24 protein-coding genes are annotated in these 25,125 nt (G+C 36.6%); all 24 read right to left on the reverse strand.

Annotated elements, in window-relative coordinates; translation table 11 throughout:
- Nucleotides 1–24: 24 nt before the first annotated feature.
- Nucleotides 25–1,704, reverse strand: a complete 1,680-nt coding sequence (locus tag MKX29_RS21760) for a long-chain-fatty-acid--CoA ligase (RefSeq protein WP_224936310.1) — start codon at nt 1,702–1,704, stop codon at nt 25–27.
- Between the two features lie 56 nt (nt 1,705–1,760).
- The gene (locus tag MKX29_RS21765) at nt 1,761–2,549 is read right to left on the reverse strand and encodes an enoyl-CoA hydratase/isomerase family protein (protein WP_224936309.1); all 789 of its coding nucleotides are present in this window, start codon (nt 2,547–2,549) and stop codon (nt 1,761–1,763) included.
- A 20-nt stretch (nt 2,550–2,569) separates the two neighbouring features.
- The gene (locus tag MKX29_RS21770) at nt 2,570–3,298 is read right to left on the reverse strand and encodes a 2-phosphosulfolactate phosphatase (RefSeq protein WP_224936308.1); all 729 of its coding nucleotides are present in this window, start codon (nt 3,296–3,298) and stop codon (nt 2,570–2,572) included.
- A 10-nt stretch (nt 3,299–3,308) separates the two neighbouring features.
- Nucleotides 3,309–4,370 (reverse strand): phosphotransferase family protein, encoded by a 1,062-nt coding sequence (locus MKX29_RS21775; protein ID WP_341107746.1) that lies wholly within the window; start codon nt 4,368–4,370, stop codon nt 3,309–3,311.
- Nucleotides 4,367–4,804 carry an acyl-CoA thioesterase gene (locus MKX29_RS21780; RefSeq protein ID WP_224936306.1) on the reverse strand — a complete coding sequence of 146 codons (438 nt, stop codon included), beginning with the start codon at nt 4,802–4,804 and terminating at the stop codon, nt 4,367–4,369. Before MKX29_RS21780 ends, MKX29_RS21775 begins: the two co-directional genes overlap by 4 nt.
- A 2-nt stretch (nt 4,805–4,806) precedes the next feature.
- Entirely contained in the window at nt 4,807–5,391 is a 585-nt protein-coding gene (locus MKX29_RS21785) for a TetR/AcrR family transcriptional regulator (protein WP_224936305.1), read from the reverse strand.
- Nucleotides 5,392–5,424: 33 nt separating this feature from the next.
- Nucleotides 5,425–6,603, reverse strand: coding sequence for a thiolase family protein (locus MKX29_RS21790; RefSeq protein WP_224936304.1), 1,179 nt, complete (start codon nt 6,601–6,603; stop codon nt 5,425–5,427).
- Nucleotides 6,604–6,622: 19 nt separating this feature from the next.
- A complete protein-coding gene (locus tag MKX29_RS21795) occupies nt 6,623–7,396 on the reverse strand; it encodes an SDR family oxidoreductase (protein WP_224936303.1) in 774 nt (257 codons plus the stop codon).
- Nucleotides 7,396–8,622 (reverse strand): acyl-CoA dehydrogenase, encoded by a 1,227-nt coding sequence (locus MKX29_RS21800; RefSeq protein ID WP_224936302.1) that lies wholly within the window; start codon nt 8,620–8,622, stop codon nt 7,396–7,398. The genes MKX29_RS21795 and MKX29_RS21800 overlap by 1 nt, the downstream gene beginning before the upstream one ends.
- A 15-nt stretch (nt 8,623–8,637) precedes the next feature.
- On the reverse strand, nt 8,638–9,042 hold the full coding sequence (locus tag MKX29_RS21805) for a MaoC/PaaZ C-terminal domain-containing protein (RefSeq protein ID WP_224936301.1): 405 nt from the start codon (nt 9,040–9,042) through the stop codon (nt 8,638–8,640).
- Nucleotides 9,039–9,488: a MaoC family dehydratase N-terminal domain-containing protein gene (locus MKX29_RS21810; RefSeq protein ID WP_341107751.1), complete on the reverse strand. Its 450-nt coding sequence runs from the start codon at nt 9,486–9,488 to the stop codon at nt 9,039–9,041. The genes MKX29_RS21805 and MKX29_RS21810 overlap by 4 nt, the downstream gene beginning before the upstream one ends.
- 20 nt (nt 9,489–9,508) lie before the next feature.
- Nucleotides 9,509–10,270: a 3-oxoacyl-ACP reductase FabG gene (gene fabG, locus MKX29_RS21815; RefSeq protein ID WP_341107753.1), complete on the reverse strand. Its 762-nt coding sequence runs from the start codon at nt 10,268–10,270 to the stop codon at nt 9,509–9,511.
- Between the two features lie 26 nt (nt 10,271–10,296).
- Nucleotides 10,297–11,475: an acyl-CoA dehydrogenase family protein gene (locus MKX29_RS21820; protein WP_095373436.1), complete on the reverse strand. Its 1,179-nt coding sequence runs from the start codon at nt 11,473–11,475 to the stop codon at nt 10,297–10,299.
- A 447-nt stretch (nt 11,476–11,922) separates the two neighbouring features.
- Entirely contained in the window at nt 11,923–12,744 is an 822-nt protein-coding gene (locus MKX29_RS21825) for an MBL fold metallo-hydrolase (protein WP_224936298.1), read from the reverse strand.
- A complete protein-coding gene (locus MKX29_RS21830; protein ID WP_341107759.1) occupies nt 12,728–13,684 on the reverse strand; it encodes a ketopantoate reductase family protein in 957 nt (318 codons plus the stop codon). The genes MKX29_RS21825 and MKX29_RS21830 overlap by 17 nt, the downstream gene beginning before the upstream one ends.
- Nucleotides 13,681–14,361: a Dph6-related ATP pyrophosphatase gene (locus MKX29_RS21835; RefSeq protein WP_341107761.1), complete on the reverse strand. Its 681-nt coding sequence runs from the start codon at nt 14,359–14,361 to the stop codon at nt 13,681–13,683. The genes MKX29_RS21830 and MKX29_RS21835 overlap by 4 nt, the downstream gene beginning before the upstream one ends.
- A 115-nt stretch (nt 14,362–14,476) precedes the next feature.
- Nucleotides 14,477–15,724: an MFS transporter gene (locus MKX29_RS21840; protein ID WP_341107763.1), complete on the reverse strand. Its 1,248-nt coding sequence runs from the start codon at nt 15,722–15,724 to the stop codon at nt 14,477–14,479.
- 967 nt (nt 15,725–16,691) lie between these two features.
- On the reverse strand, nt 16,692–17,147 hold the full coding sequence (locus MKX29_RS21845; RefSeq protein WP_341108342.1) for a GNAT family N-acetyltransferase: 456 nt from the start codon (nt 17,145–17,147) through the stop codon (nt 16,692–16,694).
- Entirely contained in the window at nt 17,147–18,535 is a 1,389-nt protein-coding gene (locus MKX29_RS21850) for an MFS transporter (RefSeq protein ID WP_341107765.1), read from the reverse strand. Before MKX29_RS21850 ends, MKX29_RS21845 begins: the two co-directional genes overlap by 1 nt.
- Before the next feature lie 482 nt (nt 18,536–19,017).
- Complete coding sequence (locus MKX29_RS21855) at nt 19,018–22,164, reverse strand: SMC family ATPase (protein WP_341107769.1); 3,147 nt, start codon at nt 22,162–22,164, stop codon at nt 19,018–19,020.
- Complete coding sequence (locus tag MKX29_RS21860; protein ID WP_341107770.1) at nt 22,161–23,306, reverse strand: exonuclease SbcCD subunit D; 1,146 nt, start codon at nt 23,304–23,306, stop codon at nt 22,161–22,163. Before MKX29_RS21860 ends, MKX29_RS21855 begins: the two co-directional genes overlap by 4 nt.
- A 944-nt stretch (nt 23,307–24,250) precedes the next feature.
- Nucleotides 24,251–24,451 (reverse strand): cold-shock protein, encoded by a 201-nt coding sequence (locus MKX29_RS21865; protein ID WP_095373442.1) that lies wholly within the window; start codon nt 24,449–24,451, stop codon nt 24,251–24,253.
- 173 nt (nt 24,452–24,624) lie between these two features.
- A complete protein-coding gene (locus tag MKX29_RS21870; RefSeq protein WP_445662715.1) occupies nt 24,625–24,744 on the reverse strand; it encodes a YvrJ family protein in 120 nt (39 codons plus the stop codon).
- 139 nt (nt 24,745–24,883) lie between these two features.
- Complete coding sequence (locus MKX29_RS21875) at nt 24,884–25,102, reverse strand: DUF2922 domain-containing protein (RefSeq protein WP_224936291.1); 219 nt, start codon at nt 25,100–25,102, stop codon at nt 24,884–24,886.
- Nucleotides 25,103–25,125: the final 23 nt, after the last annotated feature.

Raw genomic sequence — 25,125 nt, forward strand, 5'->3', positions numbered from 1 at the left:
CCCCTTTTTCACGTCAGTAGAAGATTAGACTTTTTGTTGATTCAATTTCGATTCTTCTTCTTCTTTCAGTTTACGCCATAATATTTTCCCGCTAGATGTCATTGGGAAAGACTCTCTAAACTCAACCACTTTCGGAACTTTATAGGCAGCCATATGCTCTTTAGCCCATTGAATAATCTCTTCAGCAGATGTCTTTCCTTTACTGTCTTCATTTAATATTACGAAGGCTTTTGCTGCTTCTCCTCGTCTCGGATCAGGAATCCCCACGACACAAGCCTGTTGAATCGCAGAGTGACGATATAGAATCGACTCCACCTCTGTCGGCCAAATCTTATAACCTGAAGAATTAATCATTCTTTTAACACGATCAACAATAAAGAAATAACCCTCTTCATCTACTTTTCCTAAATCACCTGTTCTAAAAAATTGTTTTCCTTCTATAGTAATAAAAGCGCTTTCATTTTCTTCCGGACGATTATAGTAACCTTTCATTACTTGGTGACCATGAATGATGATTTCACCAACCTCATCGATACCCAATTCTTCATTTGTAATAGGATCTATGATTCTAGCATCCACATCGAAGAAGGGAATGCCTAAACATTGCATTTTCGGATGATCTGTTGGATTTGAATGGGTTTGTGCAATTGTTTCGGTCAAGCCATACCCTTCTAAAAAAGTTAATCCAGTTAATTTCTCTAATTTCTGACCAACTGCTTCCGGCAAAGTAGCGCCACCACCGGAAATGCCAATAAGTGAAGCTATACGATCAGCTGTTAATTTAGGATTAGAAATAAAATCAATTAACATCGTACTTATAGCTGTCCAATTACTACACTGCTTTCTCTCAATAAGTTGTAATGCCGTATCTTTATTCCATCTAGTCATAATGACCATGGTACTTCCAGCATAAATGGGTACATGCATACTTTGCACCATTCCGGTCACATGGAAAAATGGCAAAGAAGATAAAATGACATTGCTACTTGAAATCCTCCCCCATAAAGCACCACCAACGGTATTGGCTTGAACAGAATAATTCGTATGCATACAGCCTTTTGGTACACCGGTTGTTCCTGAAGTGTAAGGAAGGACGATTAAATCATCCTGTTTGCTCGTATAATAAGGAACGATTTCTCTCATCTTTATAGCGTCATCCCACCGGAAATGATCTTGCTCTTCTGTCCATTCTTTTCGTGGTTCTGCAACTACATCTGGTCTATCTATGTTATCTTGTGGGTCAATATAATCTGAATAGGAGGCAATAAGTAGGTGTTTCAAAGAAGTCTGTTCAATAAGTGGTTTTACAATAGGTTGTAATTCTTGACCGATAACTGCTGTTTCAATTTGACAATCATTAATATAAAAAGCTAACTCACTCGTAACAAGCATTGGGTTAATCGGAACGACGACTGCGCCGATTCTCATAATGCTATAGAAGCTAATGACAAACTGTGGAGAATTCTGCATAAAGAGCAGGACTTTATCTCCTTTTTTTACCTGTAATTCCGTTTGAAGATAACTAGAAACACTCTTCACTTCGTCTAATAATTGCTTAAAGCTTATTTCATTTCCATAATAATGGATAGCCTCTCGCGAAGGATATTGAAGTGCTGAGAATTCCAAGTTTTGGTAAACTGAAGTTTCTGGAACAATCAATTTTTTTGGAAGCTTTGGCCAGTGATCAAAATGTCTTGTTTGCATTAATTTAATCTCCTCCTTAACTTTTTAGAATAGCTCATAGAGGTGTCATATTTAATTTAAGAACGTTTGAAGTCAGGTTGTCTTTTTTCTTTAAAAGCAGTAATTCCTTCATGATGGTCCTCTGTTGTTACCATCGTCCCTTGTGTAATCCTTTCCTGTTCTAATACTTGTTTTAATGATAACTGATAAGATTCGTTAGTAAGTTTTTTAATAAATCCATACGCAATATTTGGCCCAGCACTTAATTTTTCCGCATATTGTTTTACTTCATCTTCAAAGTGACCTTTTTTGTAAATATGGTTTACGATGCCAAATTCGTATGCTTTTTCAACTGTTAATGGCTCTGCGCTAAATAATAGTTCCTTCGCACGTTGCAATCCAACTAATCGAGGTAGAAAATAAGAGCCGCCGCCATCCGAAATTAAGCCTACTTTAGAAAAACTTAAAATAAATTTAGTTTCTTCTTCAGCTAAGATTAAATCACATGCTAGTGCTAGATTAAACCCAGCTCCTGCCGCATATCCATGTACGGCTGCAATGATTGGTTTCTCTACAGATTGTATTAAAAGAATAAGCTCATTCAAATTACCAATATGTTCATAAGTAGCTAGAGGCGACCTTGAACCCATCCTTTTTACATCTCCACCAGAACTGAAAGCTCTTCCTGCACCCTTCAATACAATAACACGAATATCTTTATCCGCTTTCGCTTGTTGTAGTGCTGACTTTAACCCTTGAATTAGCTCAGGGCTAAATGAATTTAATGCCTCAGGTCGATTTAATGTTAATTCCATTACACCATTCTCAATTTTCATTAGTAAATGACTCATTGTTTTCGATGTCATATCTTCACCTCATTTTTTTATTAAACGCCGATTACGCCTTCATCCGTTACAATAGGTGCAACGGCAAAAATATCTTTTTGAGCTGCGAACGCTACTTCTGTCTTCATACCGTGATTTGCAATCATTTTACCTACACGTGAAGCCATTAATAATTCTGTTCCTTTTTCTTTTGCACCCAAATAAAACTGATGGGCACATAGTGCTGTATCTGACATTTCCCAAGCTTTATGACTGCTAGTTATTAAACAATCGATGTAATAACCGACTCCATAAAAGTCCTCGACATTAAATGCACCAGAAGATCCCGAACAAACAAGTACTACCGTCTCATCAAGATGTTCGTTACAAACTGCCTTAGCAGAATGTTTGGCATTTAAAAGGGATGCTATATACACTTTCTTTGCATTAAGTGCATGTTTGATGGCTACGGTTCCATTGGTGGTTGTTAAAATGATATCCTTACCTAATACAGTTTTAGATAACCTTTCTGGATGGGGCGATTCAAAACCGTCTATCGTTAGCCCGTTATATTCTCCAACTAACACATATGTTCCTTTTTCACGAATACTTGCTTCATATAATGCATCCTCTTGATTCGCTACTGGTATAACCGCCTTTGCCCCGTGTTGAATCGCAGTTGTTATAACTGATGTGGCCATCAAAATATCAAAAACAACGACCACCTTCTGCCCATTTAATTTCTCTTTATCGATTTCTTCTTTTTTCATGACTACATGAAGTTTCACCATATCAATAACCTCACAATTTTCTTCTAGATGTCTTTACAGCATGTTGTATTAAGTTATTTACATATAAGTTTAGATTAGAAAAGCGCTCGTCTTTTGTTTGTCCGCGCTTCCAACGATAATAAATTTGCTGACATATAACGGCGAGTTTGAAGTAAGCAAATGTTAAATAATAATGAATTTGACTGACATCTGTCCCACTTTTTAGAGCATATGCTTGAATAAACTCTTCTCTTGTGAAGAAGCCAGGCTTTGTCGTCACCGACTCGTCTCCTAGACCTCTCTTCAATAGATCGGAATCACCTTTTTCATGCCAGTAGCTTAAGGCAACACCTAGATCCGCTAATGGGTCACCAACAGTTGACATTTCCCAATCAAAGACACCGATTAATCTTGTTAACTGTTGATTGAACATACTGTTATTTAACTTGAAATCATAATGGATAATCGTTGTTTTTTCGGAATGTGGGAGATGTGACTCTAACCAATTTGTAAGTTCATCAATCCCAAGAATTTCATCTGTTTTACTACGATGATATCGGCTTATCCATCCATCTACTTGCCTTTGCATGAACCCAGCTGGTCTCGTCATATCTTTTAGTTTGGTCTTCTGATAATTGATATCATGTAATTGTACAAGAGCGTTTACCATCAATTGTGATATCCTTTGACCGACATCATAAGCACTGTCACCATCAGGAATAGTGAGGGAATCGTCTATCACCACCCCTTTTTTTCTTTCCATAATAAAGAACGGTGCACCTAAAAGTTCTTTATCACTGTAAATAAAAGGCTTTGGTGCTTGATTGAAAAAAGGGTGGATCTCCTGTAGTACTTTATATTCCCTCTCCATATCATGCGCTTTAGGTGCTACTGGTCCCATAGGCGGTCTTCTTAACACACCCTCCCAGTTGCCAACTTTTAATTGATAGGTTAGATTTGATTTACCTGCACTAAATTGGGAGATTTCTAATGGTTTGTTAGGTATTTCATCTATGTTTGCTTTTAAATATTGTTCTAAGCGATGAACATCCAGCCCTTCACCTTCTCGAATGGGAATTGTATCAGAAGTCATTGAACACCCTCCTCTGTTGTACTTAGTAATGCGAGAGGCTGATATTTTTCTAAGTTATTCCTTAAATGTTCTGGAATCAAAATAGAATGATCATCTATGAAGTTATAACACACAGTGACACAACTTGCTTTAGCCACCAATTTCCCATCCATCTTTCTTGTCAACAAATGCTGTAATTCAAAGCTTTTACGGCCAATATTGCTAACCTCAGTTGTCACAACTAGTTCCTCACCTGCGAAAGCTGGGGCAACATAATCACAATGAATAGAAGCCAAAATCATGCTACTTTGTTTATTTCTATTAGGTAGGATCTCATAAAATAATTTCGTTCTTGCCTCTTCAAAATAAAGAAAATAACTTGTATTATTGACATGGCCAACAGCATCGGTTTCACTAAACCGTACATACACCTCTATTTGATGTTTTTTATGCATCATCAAATCCCCTCTTTAACAGGCACTTCTTCAATACCCTTTAAAATGATTTCTGTATAAAATCGTGCTAATTCCTTATCCGTTAGTTCACCATCTGTTCGAAACCAATAATAGCTATAATTCGTCATTCCTAAAAATCCGAATGCAAGAATATCCGTACGAATATGATTACTAAATTCTTTTGTCTTTTTACCTTCATCAATAATCTTTTCAAAATTTAATCGATATTCTTTTCTCTTTAATTTAATTTGTTTGACATGATCTTCATGTAAATGCCTTAACTCCCGGTGCACAATTCGTGCTTCTTTGCCCTGGGTGTCAATCTTACTTAATGTTAAATAAATGTTTTCGTAGAGCTTTTCTTTATTACTTAATGTTTGATTTTGTAAGATTTCCTCTTGTTCTTGTAATAAACCTTCGATGTATTCTAAATGGATATCCCTTAATACTTCCTGCTTACTGTTGAAATAATAATAAAAAGTACCTTTTGTCACATCGAGTTGATCCACAATATCTTGAATGGTCGTTTCCTTAAAGCCTTTATCATCAAACAAATCGATGCTTTTCTTTAAAATTTGATTTTTCACTAAAAGCCCTCCTGACTATGACTATGCCTATTCTTAGACTAGTTCTCTTTCAATGAGAAGGGCAATCCCTTGACCTCCACCAATACAAGCGGTAATTAAAGCCGTCTGGCTCAGTGACCGTTGCAATTCATACACTGCTTTCGTAACAAGTATGGCACCTGTTGCGCCTAATGGATGACCATGAGCAATCGCTCCGCCATTCACATTCAACTTTTCAGGATTGAATGATAACTCCCTGTCACAAGCAATGACTTGTGCAGCAAATGCTTCATTTAATTCAATTAAATCAATATCTTCAAGTGTTTTGCCAGTTTTCTTTAATAGTTTTCTAACAGCAGGTACAGGACCTATTCCCATAATATTAGGGTCAACACCAGCGACAGTTGATTCTTTTATGACGGCTAATGGACGTAAACCGAGTGAATTCGCTTTTTCTCTCGACATGATAACAAGCGCCGAAGCGGCATCATTTAAGCCTGAACTGTTACCGGCTGTCACACTGCCAGCTTGCTTAAATGCAGGTTTAAGTTTAGCTAACCCCTCTATATTCGTTTGTGGTCTTGGATGTTCATCCTCATTAAAAGTAATCGGCTCACCTTTTCTAATAGGAATCTTTATCGGAACAATTTGTTCATTAAAACGGCCTTCTGCCATCGCCTTAGCCATTCTTGCTTGACTACGATTGGCATATTCATCTTGCTCTTGACGAGAAATATCATATTTTTCTACTAAATTTTCTGCTGTTATCCCCATAGGTGGATCTCCAACTTCATCAGGTGAAAGTCGTGATTTTCTAAATTGAGGGGGTCTTGGACTATACGGCTGATCAGCCCGATCCATCAAGTAAGGTGCCCTCGACATACTTTCTACTCCACCTGCAATATAGACATCTCCCTCACCCGCTTTAATCATTGCTGCAGCAAGTGCAACAGCATTCATACCTGATCCGCATTGGCGGTCTATTGTTAAGCCAGGTAGATTAAGAGAAAGACCTGATTGAAGACTTGATAATCTAGCAATATTTCCTCCACCACTTAGCACATTACCAAAAATCACATCATCAATCTCTCCCACATTCACTTGCGCCCGCTCTACTGCTGCCTTAATAACTTCGCCACCAAATACGTGAGCTGGAACGGAGGCAAGAGCACCTCCCTGCCTACCAATCGCTGTGCGTACAGCTGAAACGATTACTGCTTCTCTATTACCCATTTCATCCATCCCCTTCTCTTTACATTGCCGTTGTTCCACCATCTACAGCAATTGTTTCACCAGTAATGAAATTGGACGCACCACTGGCTAAAAATAAAGCCACTCCTTTTAAATCCGAGTCGGAACCAAATTTCCTAAGTGGTGTCCTTTGCAAGAAGCGATCGCTGTTTCTTTCAATAAGAACCTTGGACATTTTTGTTGGGAAAAACCCAGGTGCAATCGCATTGACATGAATGCCTCTCGGTCCCCATTTCACAGCCAAATCTTTTGTAAAAGAAATGACACCACCTTTACTTGAGTTATATCCAATTGCGTCCATTAACTCTGGATTTGACCCCTTAAGTCCAGCAACAGAAGCTATATTAATGATTTTCCCTTGTTTTTCAACCAGCATTGCTTTACCAACAGCTTGTGACATTAGAAATGTGCCTACAACATTTACATTGACCACTTTTTGAAAGGCTTCTAGAGGCATTTCTTCTACTGGAGCCCCCCATGTTGCCCCACTATTATTGACAAGAATATCAATCTTTCCAAAACGCTGAATCGTTTCGTCGACGACTGTTTGCACTTCTTCTGGATTAGTAATATCACATTTAAAAGTCAGTACTTCAACACCAAGTTCTTTTAAACGATCGGCCACTTCATCACAATTCTCTTTTTTCCTGGAACATAACACGATGTTTGCTCCAGCTTCGGCAAACCCTTCAGCAATTTGTTCACCTAATCCTCTTCCGCCCCCAGTGACAATAGCTGTTTTCCCAGATAGATCGAACAGTTCTTTTACATGCATTATTGGACCCCCTGTGCTACTTTTTTATATTTTTTTAACTCTTGTCTTGCAATCGCTCTTTTATGGACTTCATCTGGACCGTCTGCTAACCGTAATGTTCGAATATTCGCCCAACTTGCAGCAAGCGGTGTATCTTGACTTACTCCTTTTGCACCTAGTGCTTGAATGGCGTGATCAATCACTTGAAGTGCCACATTTGGTGCGACTACCTTAATCATGGCAATCTCTGTTTTGGCAGCTTTATTTCCAACAGTGTCCATCATATAAGCAGCTTTCAACGTAAGTAAACGAGATTGTTCTATATTCATTCTAGCTTCGGCAATCCATTCTTGAATAACACCTTGTTCTGCTAATGTTTTGCCAAAGGCAATGCGCTCTTGGACACGCTCACAAAGAATGGATAATGCTCTTTCCGCTGCCCCAATCGTTCTCATGCAATGATGAATGCGCCCTGGTCCTAATCTGCCTTGTGCAATTTCAAAGCCCCTTCCTTCACCTAGTAGCATATTACTAGCAGGGACTCTTACATTGTTATATTCAATTTCTGCATGACCATGAGGAGCATGATCGTAACCAAACACATTTAATGTACGTTTGATTTTTACACCTGGTGTATCAAGTGGGACTAATATCATCGATTGTTGTTTATGTTTTTCTGCGTTTGGATCGTTTTTACCCATGACAATGGCAATTTTACATCTAGGATCACCTGCCCCTGATGACCACCACTTTGTTCCATTAATGACATACTCATCTCCATCACGAATAATGCTGGATTCGATATTGGTCGCATCAGATGAGGCCACATTCGGTTCAGTCATGGAAAAACAAGAGCGTATTTCACCGTTTAGTAATGGTTTTAGCCACTTTTCCTTCTGTTCATCCGTTCCGTAGCGTACTAATACTTCCATATTACCTGTATCTGGTGCTGCACAGTTAAATACTTCAGGTCCTATAGATGACCTCCCCATTAACTCACATAATGGAGCGTATTCGATATTGCTTAAACCTGCACCATCTTCGCTATCCGGTAAGAATAAATTCCATAATCCTTCTGCTTTTGCTTTTGCTTTTAGTTCCTCCATAATGGATGGATGGGTACTAAATCGATTCTCCTTACTTATTTGCTCCATATAGGTTTTCTCATTTGGAAAAACATATTGGTCCATAAAATCACTAATTTTTTCTTGTAAACGCTTTACTTTATCCGAATATTCAAAATTCATTACACGCACCTCCTCTTATCCATTTGTTTTAACAAACGTGACATCACCTTTTAAGACTGCTTTCCCTGCTTGATTGACTGCTTTCACCTCAAATGCGATTTCCTGCTCCTCTTCAGTAGTCACTGTAGCAACCAGTGTAATCACATCATCAATAAAGACCATACCTGAAAAACGAATGCGATAATCCTTTATAAATCCTTCTTCATAATATGGTGTGAATAATTTGGCCAAATTACCCATTGTCCACATGCCATGAGCGATAATTCCAGGAAGTCCCGTTTTCTTTGCTTCCTCATCAACTGTATGAATGGGGTTAAAATCTCCAGATGCACCTGAATACTTTATTAAGTCCATTCTCGATACAGGCGCTAAGGTTTCTGACAATGTTTTTCCTTTTTCTAAAGTCAAGATATTACTCATACACTCATCGCCTTTCTCACAGCTTCTGTAATGATGGTAATGGCTTCTTCTTTAAAAATGAGCTTCCCATCCTTATCTTCTCCATACTTCACTACGGAAAGAAAACCCATTAAACCATTGCTCCCTTTCTTTTCATAATAATCCTTTACTTCGGTCCAAACATAAACATCTTCTCCAACGAGGAGAGGTCTTTCATAATGAAACCTTTGCTCACCATGAATCAAACCTTTCTTAGGGAGCTGTAACTCTTCAATTGTGCCCGATTCAAACACACGTGGAAAAGTAGGTGGCGCAATATTTGTGCCATACTTACTTCTCTTTCCATATTCTTCGTCAATAAAAATGGGATGGGGGTCGCCAATCGATTGCGCGAACCGTTTGACTAACCCACGTTCAACAGTATTCTTCACCTTACCTGATACTTTGCCAATCACATCCGTGTACATCCTGTGTATCAACTCCTATTTTAATTTTTTGGACCGCCCGCAACATAGATAACTTGACCGTTCACAAATGATGATTTCTCATCTGCAAAAAAAGCAACTGCATTGGCGATATCCTCAGGTTTTCCGCTTCTCGCAACCGGTATAGCCGCAATCGCTCCTTTTATAAAGTCTGCAAAAGGTACCCCTACTCTTTCTGCTGTAGCCTTTGTCATCTCTGTTTCAATGAAACCAGGTGCGACACTATTTGCTGTGATACCATAGCGTCCAAGTTCAATGGCTAAAGTTTTTGTTAACCCTTGTAAACCAGCTTTTGCTGTTGCATAGTTAGCCTGACCTCTATTACCGAGAGCAGAAGTAGAAGAAATACTAATGATTCTGCCATAGTTTTGCTTGACCATATATTTTTGTGCGGCACGCGATGCATTAAAGGATCCCTTCAGATGTACATCCATTACTAATTGCCAATCATCGTCCGTCATTTTAAACAGTAAATTATCGCGGATGATACCAGCGTTATTAACTAAAATATCAAGTGTACCAAACTGTTCCACAACTTCCTCCATTGCTGTTTCTACTTCGCCTGCTTCCACAACATTCGCTTTTTTCACGAAGATATGATAGCCCTTTTCCTTGAATTCTGCGGCTGTTTCTGCTAATGCCTCCTCATTGATATCAATAATAGCAATATTTGCCCCCTCTTGTGCGAAGAGCTCAGCGACGCCTTTACCAATTCCTCGGCTTCCACCAGTAATAAATGCAGTTTTCCCTGTGAATCTTGTCATTTTCATATGCCCCCTGTATCATTCCTTTATATTTGTTGTCCGATTTTCACATGCCCCTTCAGTAAGTTTCTTGAGATAATCATACGTTGGATTTCATCTGTCCCATCATATATTCTCCAAAGTCTTGCCTCGCGGTACCATCTCTCAATCGGAAGCTCTCTTGTATACCCCATGCCTCCATGAATTTGTAATACGCGGTCAACGACTCTGTTCCCCATATTAGACCCATAAAGTTTTGCCATTGATGCATAGTGTCGATTATCTTCCCCTTGATCCAAAGTAAATGCAGCATTTAAAGCTAGCCACTTAGCTGCCTCAATTTCAACGGCTGAATCGGCAATTTGCCATTGAATTGCCTGTCTCTCAGCAATTGGTTTGCCAAAAGTTTCTCGTTCTTTTGCATAATCTAATGCCATTTGCAATAGTCTCTCTGCTGCTCCAACTGCTCTTGCTCCTACTATCCAACGAGCAAATCCAATCCATTCAAGGCCAAGTTTATAACCACCATGCAATTCACCTAGTATATTCTTCTCTGGCACTCGTACATTATCAAATACAAGTCCAGCTGGTCCCCATTCACCCATCGTATGGATAAATTCTGATTTCCAGCCCATTTCGCGGTCAGCGATAAAACAAGTGACACCATCTCTACCCTTTGTTTTCTTATGTAGCTCCTTATCCGTTATCGCGATGACCATAACGAAATCTGCTTCATTACCACCAGTAATGAAAGTTTTCTCACCATTTAGAACCCACTCATCTCCATCTTTCACTGCTGTCATGCGAATATTTTGCGTATCAGATCCTGCTCCAGGTTCAGTCATAGCGAAACAAGATTTTTTCTCACCATTTATCGTCGGAATTAAATAATTTTGTTTTTGTTCTTCATTAGCATAATAAAGAATGTTGTCAGCAGATCCACCAAAACTAAATGGCACAAACGTTTTAGCTACTTCAATACAAACAATGGCTTGCATCATTTGTCCCAAATCAGCTCCACCGTATTCCTCAGGTGTGTTAATTCCCCAAAAACCTGCTTCCTTTGCTTTTAACTGTAGTTTCTTCTGCACTTCTTTGGAAAGACTTGGCTTTCCTTCTCGTTCATTCTTTAACACTTCATTTTCTAACGGAATTAATTCTTTCTCCACAAACTTTCTAATGGTTTGTTGTACCATTTTTTGTTCTTCTGTTAACCGTAAATCCATTCTTTTCACCTCTATCTATTTATTTATACTAACTAGTTAGTATGTTAGAACTTTTTTACATACTAACCGGTTAGTTTTTTCACATTATTAATAACAACATGATCAATTTTGTTTTACTCTTGCCTGTTGCGAAGCATAGAGTAGCCACCTCTAAATGACATTATGAATGTATTCATTTTACAACTGGCTTAGAACAATGATGTTAAATTTCTTTGAACGTAATAGTTAGGAAACGCTTTCATTTCTTTGACAAAAACGTTTGGCAGAGGTAGTAATGGAACTAAAAACATAGAAGTGTCTACAGCCAAACCACGCAGTAATTTTGCAAAGTTCTTAGTAGTTGAATGGAAATGTATCATGGAGTTATAAAAACATCAAATATTATCTGACTAGTCAGTATGTTTTTAATATTCATTATAATATCAGAGATTGTTTCTCTTGCCAAGACTAAACCGATGATTTTTTGATTTTTTCTTGATTGCCATTAATGATCGAAGTAACAATATGAAGGGTATCCCATTCACCATTTGATAACGCAATCATTTGATAGTGCTTTGGAAAAAGTAATTGTTGAATCTCTAAAACACTTTTTCCTTCAAGATACAATTGCATGATTTCACCACTGAGATTCTCTAAATAATTCAATTTCGCTTGCAATTGTTCTTTACCATGAGGAAAATACCCTGAATGAGAACAAAACATTGCCTCAAAATCATAAGTTAACAATTTTTTTATTGATTGTATAATTTCCGGAATGGATTCTGTATCCATCGCAATCTTTGTATGAGGCTGAACATATAAATCACCTGTAAACATTATCCCTTTATTGCGGCAAAATAGAGCAACATGGTCATCCGCATGACCGGGTGTCTCTATTACCTCCCAATCAAGCTGTCTTGACGAAACTTTTTGCGATAACGGATAGGCAGGAAACGCTTTTCTTGCTCCCCATGTTTTTTGCCTATACAAGGGGTACGGCGCCTCTTCAGAACAAATCTCTACCCCTAACCGATGACAAAAAATAGGAATTTGTTGTTTGGCAAACCACGAGGCATTGCCAGAATGATCTTCATGACTATGTGTTAAAACGACCTGATCAACAAAATAGGATTGATAAAATTGAGTGAAGGCAGATGACATCGAATACGGCCCAGTATCAATCACCAAACCGTCGATAATAAAAGAGAATATTTTTCTTGAAATTTTACTATTCTTCAATAAATTTCCTTCGGCGCAAATCACACCTTCATGTTTATAAGGTTTCAGCATATCCGTAGTCCTTTCTTTTTTCTTTTTCGTCCCAAAATTTCAAAATACTATATAAAAACATAATCGTTGGCACTTCTATTTTTGTTTCATGGGCAAGTTTAAGAACATACCCACACATCGATTCGTATTCCATGGCCTTACCATTTAACCGGTCTTGTAGCATAGATGTCTGATGTTCTTTGGCATAGGTCGCTTTTTTAAAAATAGACTGAATCACTTTTTCTTTATCAAATGGATAACCTTGTCTTGCTGCCACAGAAACGGCTTCTGCCGCCACGTTTTTCGCCAAAGCACTTAATTCCACACTTTCTAATATTTCGCCAATTGTTGCTTTTGTAATAGCCGACAACGGATTAAAGGTAATATTCCAAAGAAGCTTTTTCCACTTATGGTTAAGGATTTCTTCTGTGAATTTTGCACTTATTCCTGCTCTTTGAAATAAATCAACTATTTTTCTCGCTTGATTGCTATCTTCTTTTTGTAATGCACCTATTAATAATTGATGTGATCCCGATTCTTTCACAATGCCTGGTTCAGTTATACTTGCTTGCACATAAGTCGCACAAGAAAAAATTTTATTATTCGTTAGACTTCGTGCCAATACTTCTTCATTATCCACCCCATTTTGCATCGTTACAATCATTGTCTCATCTTTAATAACACCCTTAAGGCTATCAGCTAACTTTTTCGTATCAGTAGACTTTACACAAAATAGAAGGATGTCTACTGAAGCTAACGCATGTATGTCATTAGTGAAAATCGTATGTTCATTTTTTAAGTTAAGGATAGGATATTGCTCACTAACTACTTTTATGCCCCTCTCTTGCAATCTAGTTAAATGCTTACCTCTGGCTAGAAAGGTCACTTCATGATGAGCATTTGCAAGTAATGCTCCAAACAAACTTCCAACTGCTCCTGCCCCGGCCACACCTATTTTCATACTTCTACCTCCCCATCATGAATTAAATGGTAATCAACCTTCTTAGATCCTTCCCATAACACTGTTTCCTTAGTAAGGAGTGAAATCGCTTTAGAAAAAATCGGTCCATCATAAACAAAGCTATGATATTCTCCTGCTTCTCCCATCGGACAGACTTCTTCTAACTTAATCTTCTGAAAAAATTCATCATCTATCTCTCTGCCTAGCCAACTATCAGATAGACAATCCGGACGGACTCTTATCACTTTAGCTCTATAACCACGCTGAATAAACGATTTTAGAAGTGCATCTACTTCTTCTTTTTTTCTCCATAATGGATAAATAGCCTGTAATCCGACTGTTGAAGCAAGCTTCTCTCCCCAATCTTTATGGGGCGTAAAATAAATGTCCCCAAATGCAATTGCCTCTAAATCATATTTTATCTTCATTTGCTTTAATTCTTCTACAAATCTATCTGTATAGTTATCTATGTCTGTGTCAATAAAATGGATAGGTATACCTAATGATTCACTTTGTTCTACTAACAGATTTGTATTTTCTCCATGACCATATGTCCTTTTTGCAGATGGTTGTTTTGTTGTAATCAATACTTCAACACTTAATCCATTAGCCAATAAGTAGTCTAATGCCAAACAAGCGTCCTTTCCTCCACTCCATGATAAAGCCGTTTTTCCCATATAATCCCCCTTTCAATAAACTGAATATTCTTATAACACATCATACTCCTTTCACTCTTAGGTAGCAAATAAAACTGTTTGCAGAAAAGTCGTATGCAAGCATGGAAATTTGCTGTTATTCATCAGCAGGCATCTCTTCCCCTTTTTCTGTAAAATAACGTTGAAAAGAATAGCGAAAAATAACTACAACATAAAGACAAGTGAATGTAAAAAGGAGCAGACTCAATGTAATGATAATATTCTTTAATGGAATGAGATGAGACATTAGTATAATGATACTTAAATATCCTACTTGAAGCATACTTTGCAGCAATTGAAAGATACTTGTCACTCTGCCCATCATTTCTACCGGGATATTATTTTGGTAAAAAGTTAAGGCTCCAGCATTTAAGAAACTATTAAAAAAACCTAATAGAATAAAACTGCTCATCACAGCCGTAAATGACGAGGATAATGAGTAGATAACATATCCGATAGCCATCATGAACATTCCACAAGTAATCATTGATCGGATTGATAGTCTATTTGCCATTATGGTTAATACTAAAGCGCCACCAACCGATCCTATACCTGTAATACTCAAAAGAAAGCTATAATCAGTCTCAGAAAGGCCGACTACTGTTTGAATAAAAGCGACCTCTTGCGCATCCATAACATAGGAAATGATTACCAGAAATAAATAACCTAAGTAGACAAAGCTGACATATTTCTCTTTTTTTAAGAAGGTAAAAACAATGGTAAAATCTCCTTTTACTCTGTTAACTGTTAATCGAGGGACCTCCATCTTCTTCTTATCAACATCAGGTAGAAAGCAAATAAAGAGGGCTGCAATGACAAAAAACAAACTAGTTAATAAAAGAGTCACCTCAACGGTTGTCAACAAGATAAATACACCAGCTATCGCTGGCCCAATAATAAAAGCACTAGATGATGTGACCGAACGGAATGTATTGAACTTTTTTCTTTTCTCAAAGGGGACTATCATCGTTGTATAGGTTACTGACGCAGGGACAAAAAATGATTGCGCCACACTTAAAGCAATTAAAATAAGATACAAGTAGGTTATATTCGTTGCGAAGAACATGGTTACAATTAATAAAGCACGTAAAACATAAGTAATCATCACGATTTTCTTTTTACTACGATAATCTATAAAACTACCTGTCCACAACTTTGTCATCATGTTGATTATTGGTGAAATCATCCATAGACCAGCGACAGCCGCTGCTGAACCATCTGTTATTTTGTACACCAATACATTAATGGCTGCTAAATATACAAAACTACCAATATGGGCACTAGAAAGTGAGATAAATAAAATGATGGGGTTTTTCCATTCTTTCAAATTATGTAATGATATCAATTGTCGCGCAAATCTCCTTTTTCATTAGAATTTAGGATCTTTGTTATTTACAAATGATACCATAAATATCCTCAACAAAATAAAAAGGTTAATAATTATCTAAATTTTTTTACATTTCATTTTGACATTTTAAATAATACTGTAAAAATACACATGTATGAAAAGAGGGAAAGGAATTGCTCAAGGATTCCATATCTGTTGTGTAGCGAAAAAAGTGGACAGAACTACAATTGACTGAGGATGTGGGTGTGAACCGACAAACGATTGGCGCTCCTAAAAAGATACACCCCTTCCTTAATTAGCGTTAAGTAGTCGCAATCGCTTAAAGGAGATCACAGAAACTTTTCATTATAAGGGGGGAAATTATTCAGTATCACATCGTTTTCTACCACAAAGAATGTTTATTTTATGTAATTGTCATATTTTTATTGTATGTATAGCTTCCCTCGCAATAGTAAAGAGAAGATAGCAAACAATTGAAAGGGAGGTTGCTGTTCCATCTTTCTATTTTTTCCCGTTTACATATCTCCTTCTGTTACCGTATTGAATATACCTATCATACGCTTGAAAAATAACCCAAAAAGGTTATGCTCTTTATGAAATATTGCATGTCCTACTAGCTTTCATTTAAGATAGTAGAGAATGTACATATATTGCAAAAAGAAAGGGTTTTCCAATTGAGTTCAACATTCTTTATTTTCTTACCAGCTCTAATCTTTTTTATTCTCTATATTGTGATGGTGTTTGTTCTTAATAAATACTCTAGTAGTAAAATAGCAACTATTGCCTTTACAATTATCGGCTTATTAATCTTCATTTACATTTTATTTTTCATTTTCACCTTTGTCCTTTAAAAAAATATTCCCATAATGCGAAGAAAAACAGGTGCAAATCCCATTCGGTTTGCACCCTTTTTTATTGTAGCTGTTCTTAACTAGCATCACCTAACAAGAATAATTTTCTTATTCTAAATTGTTCGTGTCATAAACACACTATTGGGATCTTCCTTATAGTGTTCAAATGGTTGGCAATATTGAAACCCTCTACTTTCGTACAATTTTCTAGCTGGTTCGAAAGATTCCATCGAACCTGTTTCTAAACTTAAACGTAAGTACCCCCGCTCCTTTGCTTCATGAAGCAAATGATCTAATAGTTTTCCTGCTACCCCTTTTCGTAAAGTGTTTTTTGCTGTTCTCATCGATTTGATCTCACCATGTTGGTTGTCTAGCTCTTTTAATGCCGCACAACCAACGAGCAAACCAGATTCCCAGCAGCTCCAAACGGTCACAGAAGGATGTTTTAAACCATTTAAATTTAGAGCATGTGTACTTTCAGGAGGTGATTGACTGCTCATATCCGCTAAATGTTCCATTATCAATTGTTGAATATCTGTACCTGATAAATCATCGATCATCAATTCCATCATCTATTGTCCCCTTGAATTCTTTTTCTATTATTATATTGTTTTAACCGAAAGATGATTTGATAGCTAAAAGCGAGTACGAGTATACCTGCAAGCATAAAATAGACGCGTTCATACTGAATATATAGTGGCAATTCCTCCTGAAGATTCATTAATAATCCACATATTGTCACTCCAATTCCTCCACCAATAAATTGAAGTAGTTGTAACAGACCCATACCTGCACTGTTCAATTCTGCTGATAATAGATAGGCTGTTTCATTGGCAACGCTGCTATTTAGCATAGAAAACCCGATACTTGCGAAAATGTAAGCACCCATAATAAAGTACGAATTGTACGCTTGTAAAAAAGCAAACAGTAAGGAGGCGATCAGTAATGTTAATTGGCCAAGAGAAATAAAACGCTTGCTTCCATATAAATCTATCAACTTACCAATATAGGGTCCAGCAAACATAGCGATGATGGCACCGGGAAATATCAATAGGCCCATAATAATCGGGTCTCTATGATGCAAATTCCCTAAAATAAGTGGCATCATAAATAAATTTGAAAAATGGAAAATAAAACCTGATAAACCAATGACTAATAATCGTATATAGTGTTTATTGAATAGTAATTGCGGAAATATAAATGGGTGATTCTGCTTCATCAAATAGAACATTGTAAGGATTGCTAAACCTACAAATACTGCGCCGAATAAATATGATGTTTGCGAGATAGTTAAAAGGGCGGCAATAGTTGTACAACTAGTAAGTAAGCAACCAAATATATCAAAGCTCCCTTCCCTTCTTTCATTTTCCGGAGACAATTGCATTAGTATAGGCAAAAAGACAAGAACCATTAGCGGTATTAGAAATAAGTAATTCCAACCAAAGAATTGTGTTGCTACCCCACCTACTACTGGACCTAAACCAAAACCTAATGCTGCACCTGAACCAATCATGGCAATTGATTTTGCTCTTTCTGATATCGGCACATATCTACTAGCAATGATCATAGATAATCCTGGAACAGCCCCAGCACCCACCGCTTGTAAGATTCGTGAACATAAAAGGATAATAAAATTTTCAGCAAAAAATCCAACCAACGAAGAGCTTATAAATATACTAAGTCCAATAAGGAGCAATTTTTTTATAGAAATATAATCGGATAATCGACTAAATGTGAGTGTGAAAATGGCAAAAGCGATGGAGTATCCAGAAACCATCCACGAACCGATAATCGGGGTAATATGTAAGTTTGTTATTATATTGGGCAAGGCTATATTAAACATTGTTGTGTTCATAACGACAAACCAGCTACAAAAACAGAGTGCTAAAATTAACTTTTTATATTGTGGGTTTTCTTGCTTATGAGCGCTCGTTCGAGTGAAGGATGCAACGGCCATGCCTTTTCACCTCCTTTTAATTATTTTCTGATTATTAATAATTATACAATAATTAAACTTTGATTCCTATTATTCCGCTTTTCGAAAGAAAACATTAAACAATTTTTGCTGGGGTCTTGTTAGGAGTTTTTAAACCTAATTCACTCAGGCTAGCCTTGTTTGTTTGCACGGCTTTCATTTCTATCTTTCGTTCGGAGTATAGGTCAAACATCATATGCTTGCCTTTCACCTTTTGTGCTTCTGAGTGAAGCACTTACTTTTTTACCTTGCTCTTATCTGTCTGTTGCTTTCGCACAAGTATTTTCTTTTTGTGAAAAAGTGACTATAGACAAACACTTCTATTCGCCCGAAAATTCCAAATAATAGTGAATAATCGCTCGAAAAAAATCATTCGAAACGAAGTGATGTCGTTTCTACATAATCCAAACCTTTTTTGTTACGTAAAAAGGACTCCCTTATCAATGAAGAGAGTCCAAAATTACTTAGGCTGTAAAAATAAACTTGGTTGTACTGCCCCCTTTAGATGACTCTACCTCTAGGCGTGCATCCATTCTTTCTTTTAACTCGGGGACGTGGGAAATAATGCCCACTAATCTTCCGCTACTCTGTATTTCGATGAGTGATTCAATGGCTTGTTCTAATGATTCAGGATCAAGTGTACCGAAACCTTCATCTATGAACATGGTTTCCATCGAAACGCCACCTGCATGTGATTGAACCACATCAGCAAGACCTAATGCAAGGGCAAGAGAAGCCTTGAAACTCTCCCCACCTGATAATGTTTTAACATGTCTTTCCTGTCCTGTGTACTGGTCAAATACAAGTAGTTCTAATCCACTTTGTACATTCCCTTTGGAACGATCTGTTTTTCTCGTTAATTCATATCTTCCGTTCGTCATTTTATATAAACGTACATTGGCTTGAATAAGGATATCATCTAAGAAAGCAGCTAACACGAACCGCTCAAACGTCAATCTATACGTATTTTGTCCTTTCGAAATATCGGATAAATGACCAATGAGGCGATAACGTTCTTCTAAATCAGCAATTTCTTCATGAAGACTTTCTAAACGTGTATATGCCTTTTCATTATCTCTTTTCTTATACATAAGTTGATTGTATTGCTCATTTTCAAATTGCATCTTATTAGCGAGTTCATTTATTTTCAATTCAATTTGCTCTAGATCTGGTTTCATTATATCTCTTAATTGTTTCGTCAACTCATTTAAGCGGTCATTAACAGAACGAAATTCTTCACGATACGAACGTATCTCTTGAGCAATTTGTTCCCTAAGCTCTTCTGAAATTTGCGCATTGGCATATTCACTATAACTTTGAAAGCCTTGCTCCTGCATTCGATTAACAAAGTCCGTTCTTTCCTGATGTAATTGTCCTTGTAAATGGTCATGTTGTTGGGTGAATGTTTCATAACGCGATTTCAAAATGGTTAATTGTTTAGCCACTTTATCTTTCTGTTCTTCTGCCAACTTTAATTGGTCTTTTAATGTCTGCAATTTGTCCTGTTTATTTTGCAAAGCCATTTTGTATTGCGGTAAAGAACGTAAATCCTCTGGAATAATCTTAATCAATCTTTGCAGCGAGGTATGATGCTTTATATATTCATTGTTTAAATCAACAACAGATTGCTTAAGCGTATCTGTTTTTTCTGCATACTGACTTACCTCTTCTTCTAACAAAATGATTTTTTCTTGACATTGCTTTAGCTTTGATTTTTCTTTTTCTAGTTGATTTTTCTGTTGCCTTTTTTTTCTTTCGTTTTCTTCCACTTCTGCTAAAACTTCTTTTGCATTATCTAATGTTAAATGATGTAGATGCTCTGATTGTATTTCTGTTAATAGTTTCGCAATTGAATTTTCGATATGTTGTAATTTAGATTGTACTAGGTAGAAAGCTTGCTCTGCCGCTATTTTTTCCTTTTCAACGACTAATACTTGATGTTTAGCTGCGTTTAAATCCTCCTCAGTTGGAATGGTTTCATGACCATTAGCAATTGATGGATGATGAATTGAACCACAAACAAGACATGGTTCACCTTGTTGAAGCTGCCTTGCTAGAATACTTGCTTGTCCTTCTATCCACTTCTTCTCGAGTTCGTGCTGAAGTGATTTACTATCATTCAAGCGCGCAATTGCATTCTGCAGATATTTATCTTTCTCTTCATAAGATTGCTTTTCAATAACTAATTCTTGCTCTGAGTGTATAAGTGATTGTAATTGTTTGATTTCATATTTGTATTGATGAAGTTGTTGTTCTATTAATAGCATATGTTCTTGATTTTTCTCAAGCTCTTGCTTTTCTTCTTTTACTTTTTTTAATTCTTGCTGTAAATGATGAAGTTTTTGTTGGCTTTTATCAATCTCTTTCTTTTTACTAGTCATTGCATGATCTAATAATGAAACCTCTTTCTCTGTGTCAGCAAAGATGTGGATATCATCGTGTAAATTTTTTAATGACAACCACTCTGATTCTACTAATTCTCTTTCTTTCTCCCGAAGCAATTCCTTCTCTAATGCTTTATTTGCATGTAATAGCCGTTCCTTTTGGATTTTTTCTTCACTTTGGACTGATTGCATTTGCTCGGAAATATGATTCATTTCTTTTTTTAAACGGTGGCAATTTTGTTCCTGTTCGAATAAGACAGCTGCTTTGTACGCCGATGATAAATCTTTCTCCTTCTTCGCCATTATTTCCTCAGTATCTTTTAGCTGTTCATACCTTTCAGTTAATCTTTCCTTTAATGTGAATTGTTCAATAATCCGGTTTCCTTCTATTTTCTTTTGCTGAAATTCTAAACTTCTTTTTTCAAGCTCTTTTATTTTTTTTGACCAGTCAATTATTTTTTCTTCCATTTGTGATAATTCTTCTGATAAAAGTTTTACAAACTGATGATGATTGATAGACTCAAGCTTATCCTCTTCTAGTACGCTCTGTAACTCCTGATTCATAACAGCATGAATTTGCTGCGCGATTCTCTGCTTTTGCTCAAATTTCACTTCTACATTTTTGCGCAGTTCAGCTGCTTCATCTTTTAATCTTTCTTCTATTCTTTTATATACCTCTGTATGAAATAGTTTTTGCAGTATGACTTCCTTTTCTTTACTATCTGAAGTGAGTAATTTACGGAACTCTCCTTGTGGAATCATCAGTATTTGCCTGAATTGGTTGCTATCAATAAGCATGATTTCTTTAATCTTTTCATCTACATCTCGAACATTCGCAGCTAATTGTTGCTGTGTACCATCATTAGAGATCGAATATAATTCGGCCTTTGCACCAACGGTTGTGAAGCCGTCCCCTCTCGTTTTTTTCTTCAATTGCTGAGGAGAGCGAACAATATAGAATCGTTTCTCTTTAATTTTGAATGTGAGCGATACTTCCGTTATTAACTCTTCTTCTGCAAACTGACTACGTAAGTCTGCACCCATTCGATCTTCCCCACTCGCCTTCCCATAAATGGCAAATGTTATCCCGTCAAAAATAGTTGTTTTTCCCGCTCCTGTTTTTCCGGATATAACAAACATTGAACGACCACCTAATTGAGTAAAATCAATCATTTCTTTACCGGCATATGGTCCAAACGCTTGCATTGTTAATAACAGTGGTTTCATTGGCCAACTCCCTCCCTTCTCATTTTTTCTATTACATCAACAATAATATTTTGCTTATCCTCAGTGAATTCAGCTGTTGTTACTTCTTGATAAAAATGCGAAAATAGTTCAAGTTCACTTTTTCTCTCATCAGTTAAAACATTTAATTTCGTCTTCTTTTTCATATCTTGCAAAGTACGCTTTCGTTCTAAATGAAGAATATTAGGGTAAATTTGTCTTAATTTATTGATGGGGTCAATCAACGCGCCTTCATCCAATAGGGTTACTTTTATATAATCATCCTTCTTCTGCTCGCTATAAAAACGCTCGTCTAATAACTCGTCTAAATAGCCCTCAATTTCCCTCATATCTCGGAGCGGCATTAAACTTTTTCTCTCTAATTGAAAAGTACCATTATCATTCATCTCAATAATTGAAACCGATTTTTGTTGTTTTGCCTCTGAGAAAGAATACTTCATCAAAGATCCCGCATATTTTATTTTGTTATGAGATATCGCATCTGGACTATGTAAATGACCAAGAGCTGTATAATCAAATAAATCGAAGTTACGGGCACTAACACAGCCCGAACCACCTACAGATAATATTCGCTCTGAATCTGTCGTTTCTCCCCCAAGTACAAATGCATGACCGACGAGCACATTTGGCTCATTATGGTTCATCTTCTTTTCTATTTTTTCGATAATCGCTTTCATTGCCTCTTCATGTGAGATAATCCGATCATCATTGAAAGCATATTTTACTAGACCTGGTTCAGCAAAGGGAACAAGATGGAAATTCACTCCCTTAATATTCACACTGTCAACCGTGTCTTTCAGCTTTCCCGCTAAGTAAAAATCACTTTGTTGATACCACGAACTGCCAAATGATAATCGTTCTGCACTATCATGGTTTCCACCAATTGCCACAATGGGGACACCTAATTTTACATTGATTGTGAATAATACTTCATTTAATAATTCTACCGCAGCAACGGGCGGGACAGATCGGTCATAAAGGTCACCTGCTATAACTAAACAATCTGGTTGTTCCTCCTCAACAAGCTTAAGTAATTGCTTTAGCATATATGATTGATCCTCTGTCATATAAACCCCATGAACAAGCTTTCCTAAATGCCAATCAGCTGTATGAATAAATTTCACTTATTTTCCCTCTCTTCTATGTATCTTTGTTTGCCTACTTTAACCTTTTATAAAAATGAGGCAAATCTGCCTTCATATTGCTTTTCTTCCACATTGTGAAAACATCTACTGATGTTATCTTATCTTCAATAACCATATATCTTAATAAAGTCGTACTTTCATAGCAAGCGAATGCTGCGGCACATAGGTAATCCTTACATCCCATATCTGCAATCAATCATACAGTATCGATTCGTAAGGTCTTATTGTTAATAATGGACGAAGCCTTCCTTTTCCCTTAATCGAACCATTAACTCTGTAATCAATTTTCTCACCATATTATCACAAATAATCTACTATGATTACAAGCTATATCTTAATAACATTTTCTTCATACAAAGATTAATATATTCCATTTCATTTTTTGAATATTTTTAAATAAAAACAAATAAAGGAGTGAGCATAACAATTTATTAAGGAAAAAGATGGGCTAGAACGGACAATAACGCAATGATTGGAAGGATCATCAGATTATCATATAAAAGGTGTACTGCTTGTTAGGGAGTGAACGGGGATGATTATTGGTTCATCATAGTGATTGAGTAATCATCTCGATGATGTCTCCTACCGAGTGCAAAAAATGAACCGTGTACGTCAAAATCAACCAATTACTATACATATGAAAGATTCCAAAAATGAAGAAGCAATGATGATATGAGGGCAAAACCTTGCAAGCATGTGACTCAAGAGATTATTAATGAAAGTGGGCAAGTACGAAGTCAGCAGGTAATACTTTACAAATGTTTTTTAAAATATATTGAAGCATCATTCCTCCTATTACTTTTAATATGACTGACTTTGATGAGATGTTTCGTAAGTGGGCTCAGCATCTCATTAAGTGAAAAGATCAACTATTATTTATATATAAAAACAGCCTAACAAATGTTAGACTGTTTATCATCGAATTATATTTTATTAACGTTAGCCGCTTGAGGTCCACGAGCACCTTCAACAACTTCGAAAGAAACTTCTTGACCTTCATCTAGTGATTTGAATCCTTCAGATTGGATTGCAGAATAATGTACGAATACATCATTTCCGTCTTCGCCTTCGATAAATCCAAAACCTTTTTCTGCGTTAAACCATTTTACTTTACCGTTTTTCATAACAAAAAATCCTCCTTATGGTTAAAAAAACAACCATATAAAAATTCACCTTTAATCATTGTACTTACAAAGACCTATCCAATCAAAGGAAAAGCTTTCTTCATATACCACTAATGAGTAACGGTTAATTTAAATTTAGCATCTATCCCCATCACTGTCAACAAATTACGCTTTTAATCTTTTAGCTTCTCAGGCAAGCTTTGAATCGATTGAACAACGACATCTAACTTCACCTCAATGCGGTAAAGTAAATACAATGTCACAATGATAGGAAAGCCGACTTCACTGATCATTTTAACAAGCTCACTCACATTCGTTCCCTCCTAAATTTAGCGTAATAAGAATATAGAAGATAAATAAAAAGATGAACCTCTTTCCTTGCAAAAGATAGAGGTTCACCTAAAATTACAACTTGGTAACAATGACCTTATATTACACTATCTCATAATCAGTAACGGTTCTTTCTACAAGTCTTGCACCTTTAACATTTGTAAGCTTTCCTTTTGTTGATTGAACCGCTTCTGAAGCAATCATTTCTTCCATTACAGTAATGACTTCAGCGATGTCAATAGGTTCTTTAGGCTCATCAACTGAAATGGTCGAAACACTTCCATCTGCCGTTCCAAAAGTTAACTCTAATTTTTTCGTCATTCTTTATTCTCCCCCTTCAAATA

The organism is Cytobacillus sp. FSL R7-0696 (assembly GCF_038006865.1).
Lineage (GTDB): Bacteria > Bacillota > Bacilli > Bacillales > Cytobacillaceae > Cytobacillus > Cytobacillus kochii.